We start from the raw sequence: 21,949 nt of genomic DNA, 5'->3' as shown, positions 1-21,949 counted from the left end.
TTTTCCCCCTCTCCCCCCTCGGGGAGAGGGTTGGGGTGAGGGGGAATATATGTCGCGTGGTCTGGAATTACTGATTGCCCAAACTATTTTGCAGGGCTTCGATGCCCAATATGGCCGCTTTCTGGAAGTCACCTCCGGCGCGCAACAGCGTTTTGAGCACGCCGACTGGCATGCGGTTCAGCAGGCCATGAAGCAGCGTATCCATCTTTATGATCACCATGTAGGTCTGGTGGTGGAGCAACTGCGCTGTATCACCGACGGTAAAAGCCCGGATGCGGATTTTTTACTGCGCGTGAAAGAGCATTACAACCATCTGTTACCCGACTACCCGCGCTTCGAGATTGCGGAGAGCTTTTTCAACTCCGTCTATTGCCGGTTATTTGACCACCGCTCATTATCTCCTGAGCGGTTATTTATCTTCAGCTCCCAGCCGGAGCGCCGCTTCCGTACCATTCCGCGTCCGCTGGCGAAAGATTTCTTTCCCGATCGCGGCTGGGAAAAGCTCCTGCACCGCGTCTTAACGGATTTGCCGCTGCGCCTGCCGTGGGAGAATAAACCCCGGGATATCGGCTATATCCATGCGTATCTCAATGAAACCTTCGGCGAGGAGGTGCTCAGCCGCAGCCATTTGCAGGTTGCCAACGAGCTTTTCTACCGGAATAAGGCCGCCTGGCTGGTGGGCAAACTGGTTACGCCGACAGCCATCGTGCCGTTTCTGCTGCCCATTCACCGTACCGACGACGGCCAACTGTTTGTCGATACCTGCCTGACTACCAGCGCTGAGGCCAGTATCGTATTTGGCTTCGCCCGTTCCTATTTCATGGTCTATGCCCCACTGCCTGCCGCCCTGGTGGAGTGGCTGCGCGAGATCCTGCCGGGCAAAACCACCGCCGAGCTGTACATGGCGATTGGCTGTCAGAAGCATGCCAAAACGGAAAGTTATCGGGAATACCTGCGTTATGTCACCACGGCTGATGAGCAGTTTATCGAAGCGCCGGGGATCCGCGGCATGGTGATGCTGGTTTTCACACTGCCGGGCTTCGACCGCGTGTTTAAGGTGATTAAGGATAAATTCGCCCCGCAGAAGGAGATGAGCGCCGCGCACGTTCGCGCCTGCTATCAGCTGGTTAAAGAGCACGATCGTGTCGGGCGAATGGCCGATACCCAGGAGTTTGAAAACTTTGTGCTGGATAAGCAGCAGATCGATCCGTCGCTGATGTCGCTGCTAATGCAGGAAGCGCCGACGAAAATTACCGATCTTGGCGATAAGATTGCGATTAGCCATCTCTATATCGAACGCCGGATGGTGCCGTTAAATATCTGGCTGGAGCAGTCCGAAGGCCAGGCTTTACGAGACGCCATTGAAGAGTACGGCAATGCGATTCGCCAGCTCGCCGCCGCCAATATTTTCCCCGGCGACATGCTGTTTAAAAACTTCGGCGTCACCCGTCACGGGCGGGTGGTGTTCTACGATTACGATGAAATTTGCTACATGACCGAGGTGAACTTCCGCGATATCCCGCCGCCGCGCTATCCGGAAGATGAACTGTCCAGCGAGCCGTGGTACAGCGTATCGCCGGGCGATGTGTTTCCGGAGGAGTTTCGCCACTGGCTGTGTGCCGACCCGCGCATCGGGCCGCTATTCGAAGAGATGCATGCCGATCTGTTCCGCGCCAGCTACTGGCGCGGGCTGCAAACGCGGATCAAAAACGGACACGTGGAAGATGTCTACGCTTACCGCCGCAAGCAGCGGTTTTGCATCCGCTTTTCTCCCTCTCCCTGTGGGAGAGGGCCGGGGTGAGGGCATCAGGCGGCAATGCACGTTTAACGAATCCCACCATACGCCAGCGTCACCTCTTTCGCGGCCTTAATCACCATCGCGCCCAGCTCGGTGACGCGGTCGTCGGTCATGCGTGAAATCGGCCCGGAGATGGAGATGGCGGCAAACGGCTCGCGGTGCTCGTCAAAAATGCAGGACGCGAGGCAGCGCAGCCCGAGGGCATGTTCTTCGTCATCAAACGAATAGCCGCGCTTGCGGGTCAGAGCCAGATCTTCTTTCAGATGTACGGGCGACACCAGCGTGGCGTGGGTATAGGCGTGCAGCCCTTTACGGTGCAGCAGCCCCGTTACCTGCTCTTCGCTCAGCTGCGAGAGAAACGCTTTCCCTGCGCCAGAGGCGTGCATCGGCAGCTTGCCGCCAATCGGTGCGGACATGCGCATCAGCTGCGTACACTGCACCTGGTCGATAATAATCGCCTGGTGATCGCTCTGATCCAGTACGGCCAGGTTTACCGTCTCGCCGGACTCCTCCATCAGCTTGCGCAGAATCGGGTGGACAATCGCCAGCAGGTTGCGGCTTTGCAGGAAGCTGCTGCCGACAATAAACGCATGCGCCCCCACCGCCCAGTGTCCCAGCTCGCCCACTTGACGCACGAATCCCAGCTGCTGCATGGTGGTCAGCAGACGGTGCGTGGTGGAGTTCGGCAGGCCAGCCTGCTGCGCCAGCTCCGTCAGGGCCACGCTGCCGTGCGATTCGGCTATCCATTCCAGCAGCTTCAGGCCGCGCGTCAGGGATTGAACCTGTCCGCCAGGTTGTGCAGCGGTGGTTGCAGCAGGTTTTCTGCCGCGTTTAGCGGGAACGGTCGTAACCATGACGAACTCCTTTTTCTGTATCGTGGAAATCATTTTCGTTTTATTTGGTGGTTTTGCAACCGCTTTCCTGACTGATCGGAGGAGTGATAGTGAACATGTCTCATGTTACCGCTGTGTGACTTTTCGACCCTGCGAGATTATGCCAGTATGGAACGCAGCCTTTTGGCCATGTTGAGCGTTGTCGGGAGCAAGTGTGAGCAGCAAAGTAGAGCAACTGCGTGCGCAGTTAAATGAACGAATTCTGGTGCTGGACGGCGGCATGGGCACCATGATCCAGGGCTATCGTCTGAGTGAAGACGATTTCCGCGGCGAGCGCTTTGCCGACTGGCCTTGTGACCTGAAAGGGAACAATGACCTGCTGGTGTTAAGCAAACCGTCAGTCATCATAGATATCCACAACGCTTACTTCGAAGCGGGTGCGGATATTGTAGAAACCAACACCTTCAACTCGACAACCATCGCCATGGCGGATTACCAGATGGAATCCCTGTCGGCGGAGATCAACTTTGAAGCGGCGAAGCTGGCGCGCGCCTGCGCCGACGAATGGACGGCCCGTACGCCGGACAAGCCGCGCTACGTAGCCGGTGTGCTGGGCCCAACCAACCGCACCGCGTCGATTTCTCCGGACGTCAACGACCCGGCGTATCGTAACATCACCTTTGACCAGCTGGTGGCCGCGTATCGGGAGTCCACTAAAGCGCTGGTGGAAGGCGGCTCCGACCTGATCCTGATTGAAACCGTATTCGACACCCTCAACGCCAAAGCGGCAATTTACGCGGTAAAAGAGGAGTTCGAGTCGCTGGGCGTCGACCTGCCGATCATGATTTCCGGCACCATCACCGATGCCTCGGGGCGCACGCTTTCCGGCCAGACAACCGAAGCGTTTTATAACTCTCTGCGCCATGCCGAAGCGCTCTCCTTCGGCCTGAACTGCGCGCTGGGGCCGGACGAGCTGCGCCAGTACGTGCAGGAGCTTTCGCGCATCGCAGAGTGCTACGTCACCGCCCACCCGAACGCCGGTCTGCCGAACGCGTTCGGTGAGTATGATCTGGATGCCGACACCATGGCGGCGCAAATCCGCGAGTGGGCCGAATCTGGCTTCCTCAACATCGTCGGCGGCTGCTGCGGCACCACGCCGGAGCATATCGCCGCCATGAGCCGCGCCGTCGCCGGGCTTCCACCGCGCAAGCTACCCGAGCTTCCGGTAGCCTGTCGTCTGTCCGGCCTGGAGCCGTTGACCATCGGCGACGACAGCCTGTTTGTGAACGTGGGTGAACGTACTAACGTTACCGGTTCTGCGAAGTTCAAGCGCCTGATCAAAGAAGAGAAGTACAGCGAAGCGCTGGACGTTGCCCGCCAGCAGGTGGAAAGCGGCGCGCAAATTATCGATATCAACATGGACGAGGGGATGCTCGACGCCGAAGCGGCGATGGTGCGTTTCCTCAACCTGATTGCCGGTGAGCCGGATATCGCCCGCGTGCCGATCATGATTGACTCCTCCAAATGGGACGTCATCGAAAAAGGGCTGAAGTGCATTCAGGGCAAAGGCATCGTTAACTCTATCTCAATGAAAGAGGGGGTCGATACCTTTATCCACCACGCGAAGCTGGTGCGTCGCTACGGGGCCGCCGTGGTGGTGATGGCCTTCGATGAAGTGGGTCAGGCCGATACCCGCGAGCGCAAGATTGAGATTTGCCGCCGCGCGTACAAAATTTTGACCGAAGAGGTGGGCTTCCCGCCGGAAGACATCATCTTCGACCCGAACATCTTCGCCGTCGCGACCGGCATCGAAGAGCACAACAACTACGCCCAGGACTTCATCGGCGCGTGTGAAGACATTAAACGCGAACTGCCGCATGCGCTGATCTCCGGCGGCGTGTCAAACGTCTCGTTCTCGTTCCGCGGCAACGACCCGGTTCGTGAGGCGATCCACGCCGTGTTCCTCTACTATGCCATCCGCAACGGGATGGACATGGGGATCGTCAACGCCGGCCAGCTGGCAATTTACGACGATCTGCCAGCCGAGCTGCGCGACGCCGTAGAAGACGTGATCCTCAATCGTCGTGACGACGCCACCGAACGCATGCTGGATCTGGCGGAAAAATACCGCGGCAGTAAATCTGACGAATCAGCCAACGTTCAACAGGCCGAATGGCGCTCCTGGGATGTGAATAAGCGTCTGGAATACTCGCTTGTAAAAGGCATTACCGAGTTTATCGAGGAGGATACTGAGGAAGCGCGTCAGCAGGCCGCCCGTCCGATTGAAGTGATCGAAGGGCCGCTGATGGACGGCATGAACGTGGTCGGCGATCTGTTCGGCGAGGGCAAAATGTTCCTGCCGCAGGTGGTGAAATCCGCCCGCGTCATGAAACAGGCCGTGGCGTATCTGGAACCCTTTATCGAAGCCAGCAAAGAGAAGGGCTCCAGTAACGGTAAAATGGTCATCGCCACCGTGAAGGGCGACGTACACGACATCGGCAAAAACATCGTTGGCGTGGTGTTGCAGTGTAATAACTACGAAATTATCGATCTTGGCGTGATGGTCCCGGCGGATAAAATCCTCAGGACCGCGCGTGAGGTGAATGCGGATCTGATTGGTCTTTCCGGGCTGATTACGCCGTCGCTGGACGAAATGGTCAACGTGGCAAAAGAGATGGAGCGCCAGGGCTTCACCATTCCACTGCTGATTGGCGGGGCAACCACCTCGAAAGCCCACACGGCGGTGAAAATCGAGCAGAACTACAGTGGGCCGACGGTGTATGTCCAAAACGCCTCGCGCACCGTGGGCGTGGTCTCCGCGCTGCTGTCCGACACCCAGCGCGATGACTTTGTCGCCCGCACCCGCAAAGAGTATGAAACCGTCCGCATTCAGCATGGACGTAAGAAACCGCGCACGCCGCCGGTTTCGCTTCAGGCGGCGCGCGAAAACGATCTGGCGTTCGACTGGTCCAGCTATACGCCGCCGGTCGCACACCGTCTGGGCGTGCAGGACGTGACGGCCAGCATCGAAACGCTGCGTAACTACATCGACTGGACGCCGTTCTTCATGACCTGGTCGCTGGCGGGCAAATATCCGCGCATTCTTGAAGATGAGGTGGTGGGCGAAGAGGCGAAGCGCCTGTTTAAAGATGCTAACGACATGCTCGACAGGCTGAGCGCAGAGAAAGCCCTCAACCCGCGCGGCGTGGTGGGGCTGTTCCCGGCGAACCGCGTGGGCGACGACGTGGAAATCTACCGCGATGAAACCCGCACCCATGTGCTGGCCGTGAGCCACCATCTGCGCCAGCAAACCGAGAAAGTGGGCTTTGCCAACTACTGCCTGGCGGATTTCGTCGCACCGAAACTCTCCGGTAAAGCCGACTATATCGGCGCCTTTGCCGTAACCGGCGGTCTGGAAGAAGACGCGCTGGCGGATGCGTACGACGCGCAGCACGATGATTACAACAAAATCATGGTGAAAGCGATTGCCGATCGCCTGGCGGAAGCCTTTGCCGAGTATCTGCACGAGCGCGTACGTAAGGTGCACTGGGGCTACGCGGCGAATGAGAACCTCAGCAACGAGGAGCTGATCCGCGAAAACTACCAGGGCATTCGTCCGGCACCGGGGTATCCGGCGTGTCCGGAACATACCGAGAAGGGCACTATCTGGAAACTGCTGGACGTAGAAGCGCATACGGGCATGAAGCTCACCGAGTCATTTGCCATGTGGCCGGGCGCGTCCGTTTCCGGCTGGTACTTCAGCCATCCGGACAGCAAGTACTTCGCCGTGGCACAGCTTCAGCGCGATCAGATTGAGGATTACGCTCTGCGTAAAGGCATGAGCGTGTCAGAGGTGGAACGCTGGCTGGCGCCGAATTTAGGCTACGACGCAGACTAACGTCACTTTTCCTTACAACAAACAGGGCACCGCTATGGTGCCTTGTCTCTTTCTTACGTTTAAACCCTTATACTGAACCTCAGGAAAACGAATAACGATAAGGAGGAATGCCTACCGTGTTGACGTTGTTACACCTGCTCTCCGCAGTCGCACTGCTGGTATGGGGCACCCATATCGTTCGTACCGGCGTGATGCGTGTGTTTGGCGCACGTTTACGTACCGTTCTCAGCGGCAGCGTTGAGAAGAAGCCGCTCGCCTTCTGCGCGGGTATTGGCGTCACGGCGCTGGTGCAAAGCAGCAACGCCACCACCATGCTCGTCACCTCGTTCGTGGCGCAGGATCTGGTGGCGCTCGCCCCGGCGCTGGTGATTGTCCTGGGCGCCGACGTCGGTACCGCGCTGATGGCGCGTATCCTGACGTTCGATCTCTCCTGGCTGTCGCCGCTGCTGATTTTTATCGGCGTCATTTTCTTCCTCGGCCGTAAGCAAAGCCGTGCCGGGCAGCTTGGCCGCGTCGGTATTGGCCTCGGGCTGATCCTGCTGGCGCTGGAGTTGATTGTGCAGGCTGTCACGCCGATCACCCAGGCCAACGGTGTACAGATCATCTTCGCCTCGTTAACCGGCGATATTATGCTGGATGCGCTGATCGGCGCAGTATTCGCCATCGTCAGCTACTCCAGCCTGGCAGCGGTCCTGCTGACGGCGACCTTAACCGCCGCAGGGGTCATTTCCTTCCCGGTGGCGCTGTGCCTGGTGATCGGTGCCAACCTCGGCTCTGGCCTGCTGGCGATGCTCAACAACAGCGCCGCCAACGCTGCCGCCCGCCGCGTGGCGCTGGGGAGTTTGCTCTTCAAGCTGGTGGGTAGCCTGATCATTCTTCCGTTTGTGCACCCGCTGGCGAACCTGATGGACAATCTCTCTCTGCCGAAAGCGGAGCTGGTGATCTACTTCCACGTCTTCTACAACCTGGTGCGCTGCCTGGCGATGGTGCCGTTTGCCGCGCCGATGGCCCGCTTCTGCGAGCGGCTAATTCGTGATGAACCGGAGCTGGACGCGCGCCTTAAACCGAAGCATCTGGACACCTCTGTGCTGGACACGCCCGCGCTGGCCATCGCCAATGCCGCCCGCGAAACGCTGCGCATGGGTGACGCGATGGAAACCATGCTGGAAGGGTTGCAAAAGGTGATGCACGGCGAGCCGCGCGAAGAAAAAGAGTTGCGCAGGCTGGCGGACGATATCAACGTGCTGTATACCGCCATCAAGCTCTATCTGGCGCGGATCCCCCAGGACGAGCTGGCGGAAGAGGAATCCCGCCGCTGGGCGGAAATCATTGAGATGTCGCTTAACCTGGAGCAGGCTTCGGATATTGTCGAGCGTATGGGCAGTGAAATCGCGGACAAATCCCTGGCAGCACGTCGGGCGTTTTCTGTGGAAGGGCTGAAGGAGCTGGAAGCGCTGCACGAACAGCTGGTCAGCAACCTGAAGCTGGCGATGTCGGTCTTCTTCTCCAGCGACGTGCCGAGCGCGCGCCGCCTGCGCCGCAACAAGCATCGTTTCCGCATCCTTAATCGCCGCTACTCGCACGCCCACGTTGAGCGTCTGCATCAGCAGAACGTGCAGAGTATCGAAACCAGCTCGCTCCATCTGGGGCTGCTGGGCGATATGAAACGTCTCAACTCGTTGTTCTGCGCGGTGGCGTACAGCGTGATGGAGCAACCGGATGAAGACGACGAGCGGGATGAGTATTAATCCCCAGAGGGTTTGATTGTTAACCCAAGGCCCAATGCTTTCATGACCGCCAGCGTGGTTTTGAGCGTTGGGTTCCCCTTATCACTGAATGATCGATACAGTTGTTCTCGTGACAGGCCCGTTTGCAGGGAAATGGTCGACATCCCTTTCGCTCGGGCGATGACGCCCAGCGCTTTAGCAATGTACGCTGAGTCACCCGTCTCTAATGCATCAGCCATAAACACAGCGATTTCCTCGTCATCCACCAGTGCGTTGGCTGGATCGTAGGGTGTTAATTTATGCATGCTCATTCACTCCTGCCATTGGGATACATTGCTCAGCATTTTTGCCATAAGTATGTCTCTGGCCTGGCTGCTTTTGTCACCACCACATAACAGCACGATGATGCAATTGCCCTGGTCCTTAAAATAGACTCTGTAGCCCGGGCCAAAGTGGATCCTCAGTTCACTGATACCTTCCCCCACGGGTCTAATGTCGCCCGCTAAGCCATTTGCCAGCCTAAAGAGGCGGGAAGCGATAATCGTCTTTGCCCGCCTGTCCTTTAAATTTTGCTCCCAGCGTCGGAAGGATTCTGTCTGAACGATCTCCTTCATATTACTCCCTGTGATTTATAAACTACAAGCAATTGTCTCTGGAGAGTAAAGCTAAAAGGAGTTAGCTCAAGGATAAATAGCCTGACGCTAAATCCTGAAAGCGTCTCGCAAACTAAAAAACCCGTCTCAGTAACCGTCGGCTAATCTTTTTTTCCAGCCCAAACCTAAGGTATATTTCGCCCTTCACAGGAGAAACTATGCTGCCAACTCAATCAACCCGATTAAACAAATACATTAGCGAGAGCGGGATCTGCTCACGTCGCGAGGCTGACCGTTACATTGAACAGGGTAACGTGTTTCTTAACGGCAAACGCGCCACCATTGGTGATCAGGTGGTACCTGGCGATGTGGTGAAAGTGAATGGTCAGGTCATCGAACCGCGTGATGCCGAAGACCTGGTGTTTATCGCGTTGAACAAACCGGTTGGGATTGTCAGCACCACGGAAGATGGCGAGCGGGACAACATTGTTGATTTCGTGAACCACAGCAGCCGCATTTTCCCGATTGGCCGTCTGGATAAAGACTCTCAGGGGCTGATTTTCCTCACCAACCACGGCGATCTGGTCAACAAAATTCTGCGTGCCGGTAACGACCACGAGAAAGAGTACATCGTGACGGTGAACAAGCCGGTGACGGACGAGTTCATTCGCGGGATGGGCGCAGGCGTGCCGATTCTGGGTACCGTGACGAAGAAGTGTAAAGTCAGAAAAGAGGCGCCGTTTGCGTTTCGTATCACGCTGGTGCAGGGCCTGAACCGCCAGATCCGCCGCATGTGCGAGTACTTCGGTTACGAAGTGACGAAGCTGGAACGCACGCGCATCATGAACGTCAGCCTGTCCGGGATCCCGTTGGGCGAGTGGCGTGACTTAACGGACGACGAGCTGATCGAGCTGTTCAAACTTATCGAAAACTCCTCGTCCGAAGCGAAGCCGAAAGCCAAAGCCAAACCGAAAACGCAGGCGATTAAACGTCCGGTGGTGAAGGCACCGCAGGCAGAAGAGAAAGGGCGGGGCAAGCCGGGTAACGGAAAACGCTTTACCCAGCCGGGGCGCAAAAAGAAAGGGCGCTAATTAGCGCCTTCCACGGGTTGATGTATTGGCGGACCAGGAAAAGGTCGCCTCTGCATCCGGCTTATAAGCCTGCTCTTTTTTCAGCTTGCGGGCTTTTTTCGCCGCAGCTTCACGTTGCGCCATCAGCTTGTCGATGTACTCTTTTTTAACCTGATTGGTTTCGGCGTTCGTCAGCGTGCGGCCATGCGCGATGCGGGCGCGGTCGAGAAGCGTTTTAAGTTCGCGCTGCTCGGCTTCGGTCATGTCTTTCTGGGTCAAACGTGGTGTAGCCATTGCTGAAGCCTCCTGATGGGGAGGCTTCAGTGTAAAGCAAGCCGGGACAATTAACCCTGTTTCACCGCATCTTTTTTCGGTTGGTCATCAATCGGCTTACCGGACCAGTACCCTGCTAACAGCGAACCGGACAGATTATGCCAGACGGAGAACAGCGCCCCCGGTAGCGCTGCCAGCGGTGAGAAGTAAATTTTACCCAGCGCCGCCGCCAGGCCGGAGTTCTGCATCCCCACTTCGATCGCCAGCGTGCGGCAGGTGGATTCGTCAAAGCCAAACAGCTTCCCGCCCCAGTAACCGCCCAGCAGACCAATAGTGTTATGCAGCACAACCGCGACGATCAGCACAAAGCCCACCGAAGCAATGTGCGATGCGGAACCGGCTACCACGGCGCTGATAATGGCCAGTATGCAGATCATCGAAAACGCGGGCAGATACGGCTCAACCGCTTTTACCACCCGCGGGAAGAGATGGTGGATCACCAGCCCCAGCGCAATCGGGATCACCACGATTTGCAGGATGCTGAGCAGCATGCCCATCACGTCCACCTGGATATGTGCGTCCACGTACAGGCGGGTTAACAGCGGCGTGGCAATCACGCCCACCAGCGTGGAAACGGACGAGATAGTGACGGAAAGCGCCACGTCGCCTTTCGCCAGATAGATCATGACGTTAGATGCCGTGCCGCTGGCGACGCTCCCCACCAGCACCATCCCGGCGGAAAGGTCGGGCGGCATATTAAAGGCCATCGCCAGCAGCCAGGCCGCGAGCGGCATCACCAGGTAGTGCAGGAAAATCCCTGCGGCAACCGGCGCCGGGCGAGACAGCACGCGTTTGAAATCGTCAATTTTCAGATGCACGCCCATGCCGAACATAATCAGCATCAGTAGCGTGGTGACCCACGGACCAATGCCCGTGAACGTGGCAGGAGTGTAATACGCGAGTACGGAGAGCAGCAGCGCCCATAACGGGAACAGCCGGGTGATAGCGGAGAGCATAGTGAATTCCTTGCAGTATTGTCGTGTTGTTTTGTTATAAAAAAGCCGGGTCTGTGCCCGGCTTATCGATATTGTTTAACGTGCTAACGAATTTTATTCAAACAAATTCTGATGAAGTTTCTGCACGACCTGCTCGGCCTGATCGGCAGGGACCAGGAAGCAGAGGTTGTAGCTGGATGCACCGTAGCAGATCATGCGGATATTGAACGGGTCGAGCACGCCGAACACCTCTTTACCCACGCCACAGGCGCGCGACAGCTTGTTGCCGATGATGGCCACCAGCGCCAGGTCTTCTTCTACTTCCACACGGCACAACTCGGAAAGCTCAATCAGCAGCGACTGCGTCAGCAGGGTATCACCCGTTGAGGTTGAACCGGTGGTGTCCAGCGTCAGCGCAATACTCACTTCGGAAGTGGTAATCAAATCTACAGAGATATTGTGGCGCGCCAGGATGCCAAACACTTCTGCCAGGAAGCCGCGGGAATGCAGCATATTATGGCTGTGCAGGGTAACCAGCGTCTGCTTACGACGCAGGGCCAGCGCGCGGAACAGCGGCGGGTTCTCGGTTTTCTTGCAGACCAGCGTCCCGCCCGCCTTTGGATCTTTACTTGAGCCAACGAAGACCGGAATGTCGCTGCGCACGGCGGGCAGCAGCGTGGCCGGGTGCAGCACTTTCGCGCCGAAAGTCGCCATTTCAGCCGCTTCTTCAAAGGCGATCACGTCAATACGTTTTGCCGCAGAGACCACGCGCGGGTCGGTGGTGTAGATTCCCGGCACGTCCGTCCAGATATCCACGCGGGTGGCGTGCAGGGCTTCACCCAGCAGGGCGGCGGTGTAGTCGCTACCGCCACGGCCCAGCGTGGTTGTGCGCCCTTTGGCTTCGCTGCCGATAAAGCCCTGGGTGATCACTATGCCTTCATTCAGGCGCGGGGCAAGCTGCTGGTTAGTCAGCTCAGCCAGGACTTCCACGTCCGGCTCGGCGCGGCCAAAGCGGTCGCTGGTGCGCATGACTTTACGCACGTCGAACCACTGCGCCTGAATATTGCGCTCGCGCATGATCTCAACGAACAGCAGGGTAGACATTAGTTCACCGTGGCTGACCAGCTCATCGGTCAGGGCGGTAGAGGTTGCCAGCGACGCGGCTTCGGCCAGAGTGGTGATATTTTCCAGCAGGCGTTCCACTTCCTCACGAATGACGTTCGGGTTTTGCAGACGCTCGAGAATGTCGAACTGAATTTTGCGCAGTGCATCCAGCTTCACGAAACGCTCGGTCGCTTCCAGTCCTTCAGACAGAGAAACCAGCAGGTTCGTCACGCCGGCTGAGGCGGAAAGTACCACCAGGCGGGTATTCGGATCGGCCAGCACCACATCGGCGCTGCGGTTCATGGCATCGTAGTCTGCCACACTGGTGCCGCCAAACTTGGCGACCACAAAACTCGTCATAACAACCTCGTGTCAGGGAATGAATAGAGCGACCTTGGCACAAGAATGAAGCGAGAACAGGTGCAGGCGCAAAATACGGCCCTATAAATAAAATGCGGGGGAGGTCCTGTCAATGCTGGGATTATGCGGATTTTTCATGGGGGGGTACCCCTCAGAAACAGGACTTATAACAGGCCCATATTTTATGCTCCTTTTTACCCCTTTTTGACCAACATTTCGCCACGCCGGAAGGGCGCGACAGCAGCTATACTTTTCGGGTCTTTTCACCTGCGTTTGATGCAGACCAGGGCAATGGCATAAAAACCATCACAATTTTTATTTGCAGGCGCTACAATCGACCGCAGTCACAATTCTCAAATCAGAAGAGTATTGCTATGAAAAACATCAACCCAACGCAGACCGCTGCATGGCAGGCACTACAGAAACATTTTGATGAAATGAAAGACGTCACCATCGCGGATCTGTTCGCGAAAGATGCCGATCGTTTCAGCAAGTTTTCCGCCACCTTCGATGACCTGATGCTGGTGGATTTCTCCAAGAACCGTATCACCGAAGAGACGCTGGCGAAGCTGCAAGATCTGGCGAAAGAGACTGAACTGGCAGATGCCATCAAATCCATGTTCTCCGGTGAGAAGATCAACCGCACCGAAGACCGTGCCGTGCTGCACGTGGCGCTGCGCAACCGTAGCAATACCCCAATCATCGTTGACGGCAAAGATGTGATGCCGGAAGTGAACGCGGTGCTGGAAAAGATGAAAACCTTCTCCGAAGCGATCATCTCAGGTAGCTGGAAAGGCTACACCGGCAAAGCGATCACCGACGTCGTAAACATCGGTATCGGCGGCTCTGACCTCGGCCCGTTCATGGTGACCGAGGCGCTGCGCCCGTACAAAAACCACCTCAACATGCACTTCGTGTCCAACGTCGATGGGACCCACATCGCTGAAGTGCTGAAAAAGGTGAACCCGGAAACCACGCTGTTCCTGGTGGCGTCTAAAACCTTCACCACTCAGGAAACCATGACCAACGCCCACAGCGCGCGCGACTGGTTCCTGAAAACCGCGGGCGACGAAAAGCACGTGGCGAAACACTTTGCGGCGCTGTCCACCAACGGTAAAGCGGTAGGCGAGTTCGGCATTGATACGGCGAACATGTTCGAGTTCTGGGACTGGGTTGGCGGCCGCTACTCTCTGTGGTCTGCAATCGGCCTGTCCATCATTCTGTCCGTCGGCTTCGACAATTTCGTTGAGCTGCTCTCCGGCGCGCACGCGATGGACAAACACTTCTCCACCACCGCGCCTGAGAAAAACCTGCCGGTACTGCTGGCGCTGATCGGGATCTGGTACAACAACTTCTTCGGCGCTGAAACCGAAGCGATTCTGCCGTACGACCAGTACATGCACCGCTTTGCGGCCTACTTCCAGCAGGGCAACATGGAATCCAACGGCAAGTACGTTGACCGTAACGGCAACGCGGTGGATTACCAGACTGGCCCAATCATCTGGGGCGAGCCGGGCACCAACGGTCAGCACGCGTTCTACCAGCTGATCCACCAGGGCACCAAAATGGTACCGTGCGATTTCATCGCCCCGGCGATTACGCACAACCCACTGTCCGACCACCATCCGAAGCTGCTGTCTAACTTCTTCGCCCAGACCGAAGCGCTGGCGTTCGGTAAATCCCGCGAGGTGGTTGAGCAGGAGTACCGTGATCAGGGTAAAGATCCGGCAACGCTGGAGCACGTGGTGCCGTTTAAAGTGTTCGAAGGCAACCGTCCAACTAACTCCATCCTGCTGCGCGAAATCACGCCGTTCAGCCTGGGGGCGCTGATTGCCCTCTACGAGCACAAAATCTTCACTCAGGGCGCTATTCTGAACATCTTCACCTTTGACCAGTGGGGCGTTGAGCTGGGCAAACAGCTGGCAAACCGCATTCTGCCAGAGCTGGGTGACGATAAAGCGATCGACAGCCACGACAGCTCCACCAATGGTCTGATTAACCGTTATAAAGCCTGGCGTGCGTAATAAATATGTCATGAACAATGCCGGCGATATGCCGGCATTTTTTTATCGGATAATTCCTGATGTCTGTTAGTTATCTCAAATTCTGAATCTGAGTTTAATCCGAAAAAGACAGTAACCCCGTTAATTGCTGAGGTTTATTTTAAGAAAATACGGAGTGATGCTTTAATGTTCTTATATTATAAATTATTGATTTATATTGATTATATATTTACTTGATTCTTTTTTCCTTCCATTTTTAACCATTAGTCTGAAAACCTCATCCCTATTTACCCCCACGGTAAACCCACTGCTTTAGTTGTGTATACTCGAATCCGCCTGAATTTCTTTTCGGGCAAATCTCCATTCATTCATTGAAGGGAAATTGTTATGAAGAAAGTACTGTATGGCATTTTTGCCATATCTGCGCTTGCGGCGACGTCTGTCTATGCAGCTCCGGTCCAGGTCGGGGAAGCAGCAGGGTCGGCAGCGACGTCTGCGTCTGCGGGGAGTTCTACCGCAGCCAGCACCAGCGCCGTAAGTTCAGCCGTGGGTGTCGCGCTGGCGGCAACCGGTGGCGGTGATGGCTCCAATACCGGAACCACGACCACTACGACGACCAGCACCCAGTAATACCGGGTGTTTTAATCATAACCACACTTCGGTGTGGTTATTTCGCCCCTTCGGAGAAGAGTCGTGAAGCGACCTGCAATCATCCTGATTTGCCTGCTGTTGCAGGCGTGCTCAGCTACCACCAAAGGGCTGGGCCACTCACTGTGGGACAGCATGTTCGGCACGCCGGGCGTGCATCTGACCGATGACGAACTTCAGAACATGCCGTATGCCAGCCAGTACATGCAGCTAAACGATGGTCCGCAACTGTTTGTGGTGCTCGCTTTCGATGAAAACGGGCAGCAGAAATGGGTGACGCAGGATCAGGCCACCATCGTGACGCAGCATTCCCGCATCGTGAAAACGTTGCTCGGCGGCGACAACCTGCTTGAGGTGAACAACCTGGCTGAAGATCCGCTCATCAAGCCGAATCAGATTGTCGATGGCGCAAGCTGGACGCGCACGATGGGCTGGACCGAGCACAAACAGGTGCGCTACGCCACGGCCCGCTCCACCTTCCGCTGGGACGGTACGGATAGTGTCAAAGTGGGCAGCGACGAAACGCAGGTGCGCGTGCTGGATGAAGAGGTGACAACCGATCAGGCCACCTGGCATAACCGCTTCTGGGTGGACGAAGAGGGGCAAATCCGCCAGTCCTTGCAGTATCTCGGTGCCGGTTTCTTCCCGGTGAAGACCACCCTGATCAAGGCGGCGAAATCATGAAAATGTTCATCCACATTGCGCTTCTCGCCAGCCTGGCCTCGCCGCTGGCGTGGTCTGCGGGAACGGTACAGGTCTACACCCCGGACAGCGAAAAACCTAAAACCTTAACCAATGCCGGGCATCTGCTCGATCTGGTGGGGCAGCCGAGGCTGGCGAAAAGCTGGTGGACCGGGGCGGTTATCAGCGAGCGTCAGGCGACGATTGTAGCGGAACAAAAACATCAGGCGCTGCTCGCCCGACTGAGCGGGCTGGCACAACAGGAAGATGCCGACGATGCCGCGGCTATTACTAGCCTGCGTCAGCAGCTTCAGGCGGTTAAGGTGACGGGGCGCCAGAAGGTGAATCTCGATCCCGACGAAGTGCGTGTCGCGGAAAACGGCAATCCGTCGCTGGAAGGGGACTATACCCTGTGGCTTCCGGCTCAGCCTTCCACCGTCACCGTGATGGGGCTTCTCAGCAGCCCTGGCAAAAAGCCGTTTACGCCGGGCCGGGACGTGGCGAGCTATCTCGACGAGCAAAGTCTGCTCAGCGGAGCGGATAAAAGCTATGCCTGGGTGGTCTATCCGGACGGGCATACGCAGAAAGCGCCGGTGGCTTACTGGAATAAACGCCATATCGAACCTATGCCGGGCAGCATCATTTTTGTCGGTTTTGCCGACCATTTCTGGACGAAAGCGTATGACGGGCTTAATGCCGATATCCTTCGCTCCCTGATACAGCGGATACCGGAATAATGAAAAAAACCTATCTCTACAGCATGCTTGCACTGTGCGTGAGTGCCGCCTGTCATGCAGAAACGTATCCGGCACCCATCGGCCCGTCGCAGTCCGATTTTGGCGGCGTGGGCTTACTGCAAACCCCAACCGCGCGTATGGCCCGCGAGGGGGAAATCAGCCTTAACTATCGCGATAACGATCAGTACCGTTACTACTCTGCGTCCGTACAGCTGTTCCCCTGGCTGGAGACCACGCTGCGCTACACCGACGTGCGTACAAAACAGTACAGCAGCGTAGACGCTTTCTCCGGCGATCAGACCTACAAAGACAAAGCCTTCGACGTGAAGCTGCGTCTGTGGGAAGAGAGTTACTGGATGCCGCAGGTCTCCGTTGGTGCGAAAGACATTGGCGGGACCGGCCTGTTTGACGCGGAATACATCGTGGCCAGCAAAGCCTGGGGACCGTTTGATTTCTCACTCGGTCTGGGATGGGGCTATCTGGGTACCAGCGGCAACGTCAAAAATCCGTTCTGCTCCTACAGTGATAAATACTGCTACCGTGATAACAGCTACCAGAAAGCGGGCTCCATCAACGGCGACCAGATGTTCCACGGCCCGGCCTCGCTGTTTGGTGGTGTAGAGTATCAAACGCCATGGCAGCCGCTGCGCCTGAAGCTGGAGTACGAAGGTAATAACTACAGCGAAGATTTTGCCGGCAAAATTGAGCAGAAGAGCAAGTTTAACGTCGGCGCCATTTACCGCGTCACCGACTGGGCCGACGTTAACCTCAGCTATGAGCGCGGTAATACCCTGATGTTTGGCTTTACCCTGCGCACTAACTTTAACGACATGCGGCCGCACTATAATGACAACCCGCGGCCAAAATATCAGCCGGAGCCGCAGGATGCGATCATTCAGCACTCCGTGGTAGCGAACCAGCTGACGCTGCTGAAATATAACGCGGGCCTGGCGGATCCGAAGATCCAGACCAAAGGCGATACGCTGTATGTTACCGGCGAGCAGGTGAAATACCGCGACTCCCGCGAAGGGATTGAGCGCGCCAACCGGATCGTCATGAACGATCTGCCGGAGGGGATCCGCACGATCCGCGTGACGGAGAACCGCCTGAATCTGCCGCAGGTCACCACCGAAACCGATGTTGCCAGCCTTAAGCGTCATCTTGAAGGCGAACCGCTCGGGCATGAAACCGAGCTGGTGCAAAAACGCGTTGAGCCGGTGGTGCCGGAAACCACCGAGCAGGGCTGGTATATCGATAAATCGCGCTTCGATTTCCATATCGATCCGGTGCTGAACCAGTCCGTGGGTGGGCCGGAAAACTTCTACATGTATCAGCTGGGCGCGATGGCGACGGCGGATCTGTGGGTGACCGACCACCTGTTGACCACCGGTAGCCTGTTCGGCAACCTTGCCAACAACTACGACAAATTTAACTACACCAACCCGCCGAACGATTCAAAACTGCCGCGCGTGCGTACCCGCGTGCGTGAATACGTGCAGAACGATATCTACGTGAATAACCTCCAGGCCAACTACTTCCAGTACTTCGGCAACGGTTTCTACGGCCAGGTTTACGGTGGCTATCTGGAAACCATGTTCGGCGGCGCCGGGGCAGAAGTGCTTTATCGTCCTGTCGACAGCAACTGGGCGTTTGGGGTTGATGCCAACTACGTGAAACAGCGTGACTGGCGCAGCGCGCAGGACATGATGAAGTTCACCGACTACAGCGTCAAAACCGGCCACCTGACCGCCTACTGGACGCCGTCGTTCGCGCAGGACGTGCTGGTAAAAGCCAGCGTCGGCCAGTATCTGGCGGGCGATAAGGGCGGCACGCTGGATATCTCCAAACACTTTGACAGCGGCGTTGTGGTGGGCGGCTATGCCACCATCACCAACGTTTCGCCAGACGAGTACGGGGAAGGGGACTTCACCAAAGGGGTGTACGTGTCGATTCCGCTGGATCTGTTCTCATCAGGCCCAACCCGCAGCCGTGCGGCAGTGGGCTGGACGCCGCTGACGCGCGACGGCGGTCAGCAGCTTGGACGTAAATTCCAGCTGTATGATATGACCAGCGATAAGAACATTAACTTCCGCTGATGCTTCACGCCGGGCGGCACTGCGTTTGCCCGGCCTACGGTTTTTGTAGGCCCGGTAAGCGCAGCGCCACCGGGCGAATGCGCCAAACATAAACAAAAAATATAGATCCCCGTCACATTTTTGCGTTATACAGGAACCTCGCCCTGGAGAATGAGGTGCTGTATGACATCCCTGACTCGTCCGCGCGTTGAGTTTATCTCAACGATACTCCAGACCGTACTGAACCTCGGTCTGCTGAGCCTTGGCCTGATCCTGGTCGTTTTTCTGGGTAAAGAGACGGTGCATCTGGCGGATGTGCTCTTCGCTCCTGAGCAAACCAGCAAATACGCACTGGTGGAAGGCCTGGTGGTCTACTTTCTCTACTTTGAATTTATCGCCCTGATTGTGAAGTACTTTCAGTCCGGCTTTCACTTCCCGCTGCGCTATTTTGTCTACATTGGCATCACCGCCATTGTGCGGCTGATCATCGTCGATCATAAATCCCCGCTCGACGTGCTGATCTACTCGGCGGCGATCCTGCTGCTGGTGATCACCCTCTGGCTGTGCAACTCAAAGCGGCTAAAACGCGAATAAAAAAAGGGCGCTCCGAAGAGCGCCTAACAACAGTCACAAGTTGGTTCAATACAATACGTCTAAAGTTGAGGGTTGCAGTGGCATAACAAATGAAACTTAACCTTTCACACCGCCCGCCGTCAGGCCGTTGACCAGCCAGCGCTGGGCCAGCAGGAACACCACGGTAATCGGGATGGCAGAGAGGACGGCCGCCGCGGCAAAGTCGCCCCACAGGTAGTTTTGCGGGTTGAGATACTGCTGCATACCGACGGCCAGGGTGTAGCTGTTTACATCGCGCAGTAACAGAGAGGCGACCGGTACTTCGGTGATCGCCGCGATAAACGACAGAATAAACACCACCGCCAGAATCGGCACCGACAACGGCAGCAGCACCAGGCGGAACGCCTGCCACGGTGTCGCGCCATCCAGTGCCGCCGCTTCTTCCAGCGAGCCGTCGATGGTTTCGAAATAGCCTTTAATGGTCCACACGTGCAGGGCGATACCGCCGAGATAGGCGAAGATCACGCCGCCGTGAGTGTTCAGGCCGATGAACGGCACGTACTGGCCCAGACGGTCAAACAAGGCATATAACGCCACCAGCGACAGTACGGCCGGGAACATCTGGAAAATCAGCATCCCTTTCAGCAGGGTCGCTTTGCCCGGAAAACGCATACGGGCGAAGGCGTAAGCACAGGTGGTGGAGAGCGTCACGATGCCGATGGCTGTGATGGTTGCCACCTTCACCGAGTTCCACAGCCACAGCAGCACCGGGAACGGCGGCGGCGTGACGCGGCCATCCGCGTGTTCCACGCTGAAGCCCAGCGCGAGCTTCCAGTGCTCCCAGGAGATTTCGTCCGGGATCAGGCTCCCGGTGGCGAAGTTCCCCGAACGCAGGGAGATGGCGATAACCATCAGCAGCGGGAACATGATCGCCGCGATGAAAATCAGCAGGCCTAAGTGCGTCACGAGGAGGCGCAGTTTCTGAGATTTGGGTTGTACCATTGCCATGTTCAGTGCCCTCCTTAGTCAAATTTCATACGTGTGGCTTTCAGGTTCACAATCGCCAGGGCGCCCACCAGCAGGAAGATCAGGGTGGCAATCGCCGCCGCCAGGCCGAAGTCCTGACCGCCGCCGCCCTCGAAGGCGATGCGGTAGGTGTAGCTCACGAGCAGGTCGGTATAGCCTGCCGGCGTGGTGGTGCCGAGACGGTCCGGGCCACCGTTAGTCAACAGCTGAATCAGCACGAAGTTGTTAAAGTTAAAGGCGAAGCTGGCAATCATCAGCGGCGTCAGCGGCTTAATGAGCAGCGGCAGGGTAATTTTGAAGAAGTTCTGGAACGGACCCGCGCCGTCCATCGCCGAGGCTTCGTAAAGGTCGTCCGGGATGGCCTTCAGCAGCCCCATGCACAGGATCATCATGTACGGATAGCCCAGCCAGGTGTTCACGATGATAATCATCGAGCGAGCGGTGGTCGGGTCGCTGAACCAGGCCGGTTTAATGCCGAACAGCGCGCTCAGCATCATGTTGATTTCACCGAAGCTCTGGTTAAACAGCCCTTTGAAAATCAGAATCGAGATGAACGACGGCACGGCGTACGGCAGAATCAGCAGCACGCGGTAAATCGCTTTGCCCTTCAGGGACTCCCACTGCACGAGGCAGGCCAGCACCATGCCCACGGCCACGGTCAGGATCACGGTCAGCACCGAGAAGACCACCGTCCAGACGAAGATGGCGAAGAACGGTTTCTGGATGCCTTCGTCGGTAAACACGCGGATAAAGTTGTCCCAGCCGATGGTGACGGTATAGCCCGGGCTGAGTTTGTCATCCCCCCAGCTGCCGTCGGCATTCACCGACTGATAGAAACCGATATCGTTGTTCGGGCGGTACTTCACGCCGCTCTGGTTGTTGGTCAGCGTGCCGTCATCCGCCAGGGTATAGAGCGGTTGGGTGCCGGAGAACTGGCGCAGCGAGCTCATGATCACTTTGCTTTCGTCTGGCAGTACGGCGGTGAGCTGGGTCAGTGCCTGGCGATTCTGAGTGATGATACGCAGGTTGGCACGTTCACCTTCCGGCAGGGCCGCAGCCTCTTTTAAGGTCAGCTTCTGCTCACCGCCAAATTTGAACGCGTCGGAAAGATAGGTTTTGCCGCTCTCACCGTCAGTGAGCGCTAACTTCCACTCATCACCCGCAGGATACAGGCCGAAGTTAAAGGTTTTACCCGCCTGATAAGAACGGTCCAGAAGCACCTGGGTGGCACGCTCCTGCGCGAGCTGGTTGGTGCTGCTGTAGTTGGTAAAGGCAATCGCGATGGTGCAGATCAGCGGAAAGAGGACAAACAGCCCCATCCCGGCAACACCCGGGTAAACATAGCGCCAGGCATACGCTTTACGGTTGGCGAAAATATACAGGCCAACCGAGCTTAAAATCAGCGTCATGATGGCGAATAGGTATTCCCCTTGCACGTACATTAAAACAACAAGGTAACCCACCAGCAGACACAGCAGACCTATCACTGACCACTTCAGTGCGTCGCTTTGCCACCAGTGTTTCTTTTTAATGACATCCATGGGGTTCTTCCTCT

The 21,949-nt window shown here is 56.8% G+C and carries 18 protein-coding genes; 10 read left to right on the top strand and 8 right to left on the bottom strand.

All coding sequences use genetic code 11. The features are described 5' to 3' along the window. Positions 1-49: 49 nt before the first annotated feature. Positions 50-1,801: a bifunctional isocitrate dehydrogenase kinase/phosphatase gene (aceK, locus tag AM329_RS16660; protein WP_032608237.1), complete on the top strand. Its 1,752-nt coding sequence runs from the start codon at positions 50-52 to the stop codon at positions 1,799-1,801. Positions 1,802-1,824: 23 nt separating this feature from the next. Here aceK and iclR read toward each other — a convergent pair whose 3' ends face one another. Beyond that, on the bottom strand, positions 1,825-2,652 hold the full coding sequence (gene iclR / locus AM329_RS16655) for a glyoxylate bypass operon transcriptional repressor IclR (RefSeq protein ID WP_003860353.1): 828 nt from the start codon (positions 2,650-2,652) through the stop codon (positions 1,825-1,827). 193 nt (positions 2,653-2,845) lie between these two features. Between iclR and metH the strand changes: the two genes are divergently transcribed. Beyond that, entirely contained in the window at positions 2,846-6,529 is a 3,684-nt protein-coding gene (gene metH / locus AM329_RS16650) for a methionine synthase (RefSeq protein ID WP_032608238.1), read from the top strand. 116 nt (positions 6,530-6,645) lie between these two features. Beyond that, positions 6,646-8,277 carry a Na/Pi cotransporter family protein gene (locus tag AM329_RS16645; RefSeq protein ID WP_032610151.1) on the top strand — a complete coding sequence of 544 codons (1,632 nt, stop codon included), beginning with the start codon at positions 6,646-6,648 and terminating at the stop codon, positions 8,275-8,277. Here AM329_RS16645 and AM329_RS16640 read toward each other — a convergent pair. Continuing rightward, complete coding sequence (locus tag AM329_RS16640) at positions 8,274-8,561, bottom strand: addiction module antidote protein (RefSeq protein ID WP_032610152.1); 288 nt, start codon at positions 8,559-8,561, stop codon at positions 8,274-8,276. The genes AM329_RS16645 and AM329_RS16640 overlap by 4 nt on opposite strands. 6 nt (positions 8,562-8,567) lie before the next feature. Further along, positions 8,568-8,870, bottom strand: coding sequence for a type II toxin-antitoxin system RelE/ParE family toxin (locus tag AM329_RS16635; protein ID WP_023315213.1), 303 nt, complete (start codon positions 8,868-8,870; stop codon positions 8,568-8,570). Positions 8,871-9,067: 197 nt separating this feature from the next. On the opposite strand from AM329_RS16635, the gene rluF reads away from it, so the two are divergent. Next, entirely contained in the window at positions 9,068-9,940 is an 873-nt protein-coding gene (rluF, locus tag AM329_RS16630) for a 23S rRNA pseudouridine(2604) synthase RluF (protein ID WP_003860347.1), read from the top strand. On the opposite strand, the gene AM329_RS16625 is transcribed toward rluF, so the two are convergent. The 3 genes from AM329_RS16625 to lysC all read right to left on the bottom strand — a co-directional run bounded on the left by AM329_RS16625 (position 9,941) and on the right by lysC (position 12,651). Then, positions 9,941-10,213: a DUF3811 domain-containing protein gene (locus AM329_RS16625; RefSeq protein WP_003860346.1), complete on the bottom strand. Its 273-nt coding sequence runs from the start codon at positions 10,211-10,213 to the stop codon at positions 9,941-9,943. It lies immediately after the preceding gene. A gap of 50 nt (positions 10,214-10,263) precedes the next feature. Then, the gene (panS, locus tag AM329_RS16620; protein ID WP_032608239.1) at positions 10,264-11,208 is read right to left on the bottom strand and encodes a ketopantoate/pantoate/pantothenate transporter PanS; all 945 of its coding nucleotides are present in this window, start codon (positions 11,206-11,208) and stop codon (positions 10,264-10,266) included. Positions 11,209-11,301: 93 nt separating this feature from the next. Further along, a complete protein-coding gene (gene lysC, locus AM329_RS16615) occupies positions 11,302-12,651 on the bottom strand; it encodes a lysine-sensitive aspartokinase 3 (RefSeq protein WP_032608241.1) in 1,350 nt (449 codons plus the stop codon). A gap of 374 nt (positions 12,652-13,025) precedes the next feature. Between lysC and pgi the strand changes: the two genes are divergently transcribed. The 6 genes from pgi to psiE all read left to right on the top strand — a co-directional run bounded on the left by pgi (position 13,026) and on the right by psiE (position 19,389). Beyond that, positions 13,026-14,675, top strand: a complete 1,650-nt coding sequence (pgi, locus tag AM329_RS16610; protein WP_003860343.1) for a glucose-6-phosphate isomerase — start codon at positions 13,026-13,028, stop codon at positions 14,673-14,675. A gap of 366 nt (positions 14,676-15,041) precedes the next feature. Beyond that, a complete protein-coding gene (yjbE, locus tag AM329_RS16605; RefSeq protein ID WP_003860341.1) occupies positions 15,042-15,284 on the top strand; it encodes an exopolysaccharide production protein YjbE in 243 nt (80 codons plus the stop codon). A 63-nt stretch (positions 15,285-15,347) separates the two neighbouring features. Continuing rightward, positions 15,348-15,986: a YjbF family lipoprotein gene (locus AM329_RS16600; RefSeq protein WP_003860339.1), complete on the top strand. Its 639-nt coding sequence runs from the start codon at positions 15,348-15,350 to the stop codon at positions 15,984-15,986. Next, positions 15,983-16,720 (top strand): capsule biosynthesis GfcC D2 domain-containing protein, encoded by a 738-nt coding sequence (locus AM329_RS16595; protein ID WP_023315215.1) that lies wholly within the window; start codon positions 15,983-15,985, stop codon positions 16,718-16,720. The genes AM329_RS16600 and AM329_RS16595 overlap by 4 nt, the downstream gene beginning before the upstream one ends. Continuing rightward, positions 16,720-18,816 (top strand): YjbH domain-containing protein, encoded by a 2,097-nt coding sequence (locus tag AM329_RS16590; RefSeq protein ID WP_032608242.1) that lies wholly within the window; start codon positions 16,720-16,722, stop codon positions 18,814-18,816. Before AM329_RS16595 ends, AM329_RS16590 begins: the two co-directional genes overlap by 1 nt. A 162-nt stretch (positions 18,817-18,978) precedes the next feature. Further along, entirely contained in the window at positions 18,979-19,389 is a 411-nt protein-coding gene (gene psiE / locus AM329_RS16585) for a phosphate-starvation-inducible protein PsiE (protein WP_000202963.1), read from the top strand. A gap of 96 nt (positions 19,390-19,485) precedes the next feature. Here psiE and malG read toward each other — a convergent pair whose 3' ends face one another. Next, entirely contained in the window at positions 19,486-20,376 is an 891-nt protein-coding gene (gene malG / locus AM329_RS16580) for a maltose ABC transporter permease MalG (RefSeq protein ID WP_023324006.1), read from the bottom strand. 14 nt (positions 20,377-20,390) lie between these two features. Then, on the bottom strand, positions 20,391-21,935 hold the full coding sequence (gene malF, locus AM329_RS16575; RefSeq protein WP_032608243.1) for a maltose ABC transporter permease MalF: 1,545 nt from the start codon (positions 21,933-21,935) through the stop codon (positions 20,391-20,393). Between the last annotated feature and the right edge of the window lie 14 nt (positions 21,936-21,949).

Source organism: Enterobacter cloacae complex sp. AR_0002 (assembly GCF_001922365.1).
GTDB classification, from domain to species: Bacteria; Pseudomonadota; Gammaproteobacteria; order Enterobacterales; family Enterobacteriaceae; genus Enterobacter; species Enterobacter hormaechei_C.
The sequence above is the reverse complement of the archived record's forward strand: the minus strand, read 5'-3'. Positions and strand labels throughout refer to the sequence as shown.

What these genes read in the sequence shown, in the direction of transcription:
- psiE (WP_000202963.1), top strand. Translation starts at nt 18,979, where the DNA reads ATGACATCCCTGACTCGTCCGCGCGTTGAGTTTATCTCAACGATACTC.
- AM329_RS16590 (WP_032608242.1), top strand. Translation starts at nt 16,720, where the DNA reads ATGAAAAAAACCTATCTCTACAGCATGCTTGCACTGTGCGTGAGTGCC.
- pgi (WP_003860343.1), top strand. Translation starts at nt 13,026, where the DNA reads ATGAAAAACATCAACCCAACGCAGACCGCTGCATGGCAGGCACTACAG.
- aceK (WP_032608237.1), top strand. Translation starts at nt 50, where the DNA reads ATGTCGCGTGGTCTGGAATTACTGATTGCCCAAACTATTTTGCAGGGC.
- panS (WP_032608239.1), bottom strand. Translation starts at nt 11,208, where the DNA reads ATGCTCTCCGCTATCACCCGGCTGTTCCCGTTATGGGCGCTGCTGCTC.
- lysC (WP_032608241.1), bottom strand. Translation starts at nt 12,651, where the DNA reads ATGACGAGTTTTGTGGTCGCCAAGTTTGGCGGCACCAGTGTGGCAGAC.
- malF (WP_032608243.1), bottom strand. Translation starts at nt 21,935, where the DNA reads ATGGATGTCATTAAAAAGAAACACTGGTGGCAAAGCGACGCACTGAAG.
- AM329_RS16635 (WP_023315213.1), bottom strand. Translation starts at nt 8,870, where the DNA reads ATGAAGGAGATCGTTCAGACAGAATCCTTCCGACGCTGGGAGCAAAAT.
- iclR (WP_003860353.1), bottom strand. Translation starts at nt 2,652, where the DNA reads ATGGTTACGACCGTTCCCGCTAAACGCGGCAGAAAACCTGCTGCAACC.
- yjbE (WP_003860341.1), top strand. Translation starts at nt 15,042, where the DNA reads ATGAAGAAAGTACTGTATGGCATTTTTGCCATATCTGCGCTTGCGGCG.
- AM329_RS16625 (WP_003860346.1), bottom strand. Translation starts at nt 10,213, where the DNA reads ATGGCTACACCACGTTTGACCCAGAAAGACATGACCGAAGCCGAGCAG.
- AM329_RS16640 (WP_032610152.1), bottom strand. Translation starts at nt 8,561, where the DNA reads ATGCATAAATTAACACCCTACGATCCAGCCAACGCACTGGTGGATGAC.
- AM329_RS16595 (WP_023315215.1), top strand. Translation starts at nt 15,983, where the DNA reads ATGAAAATGTTCATCCACATTGCGCTTCTCGCCAGCCTGGCCTCGCCG.
- malG (WP_023324006.1), bottom strand. Translation starts at nt 20,376, where the DNA reads ATGGCAATGGTACAACCCAAATCTCAGAAACTGCGCCTCCTCGTGACG.
- rluF (WP_003860347.1), top strand. Translation starts at nt 9,068, where the DNA reads ATGCTGCCAACTCAATCAACCCGATTAAACAAATACATTAGCGAGAGC.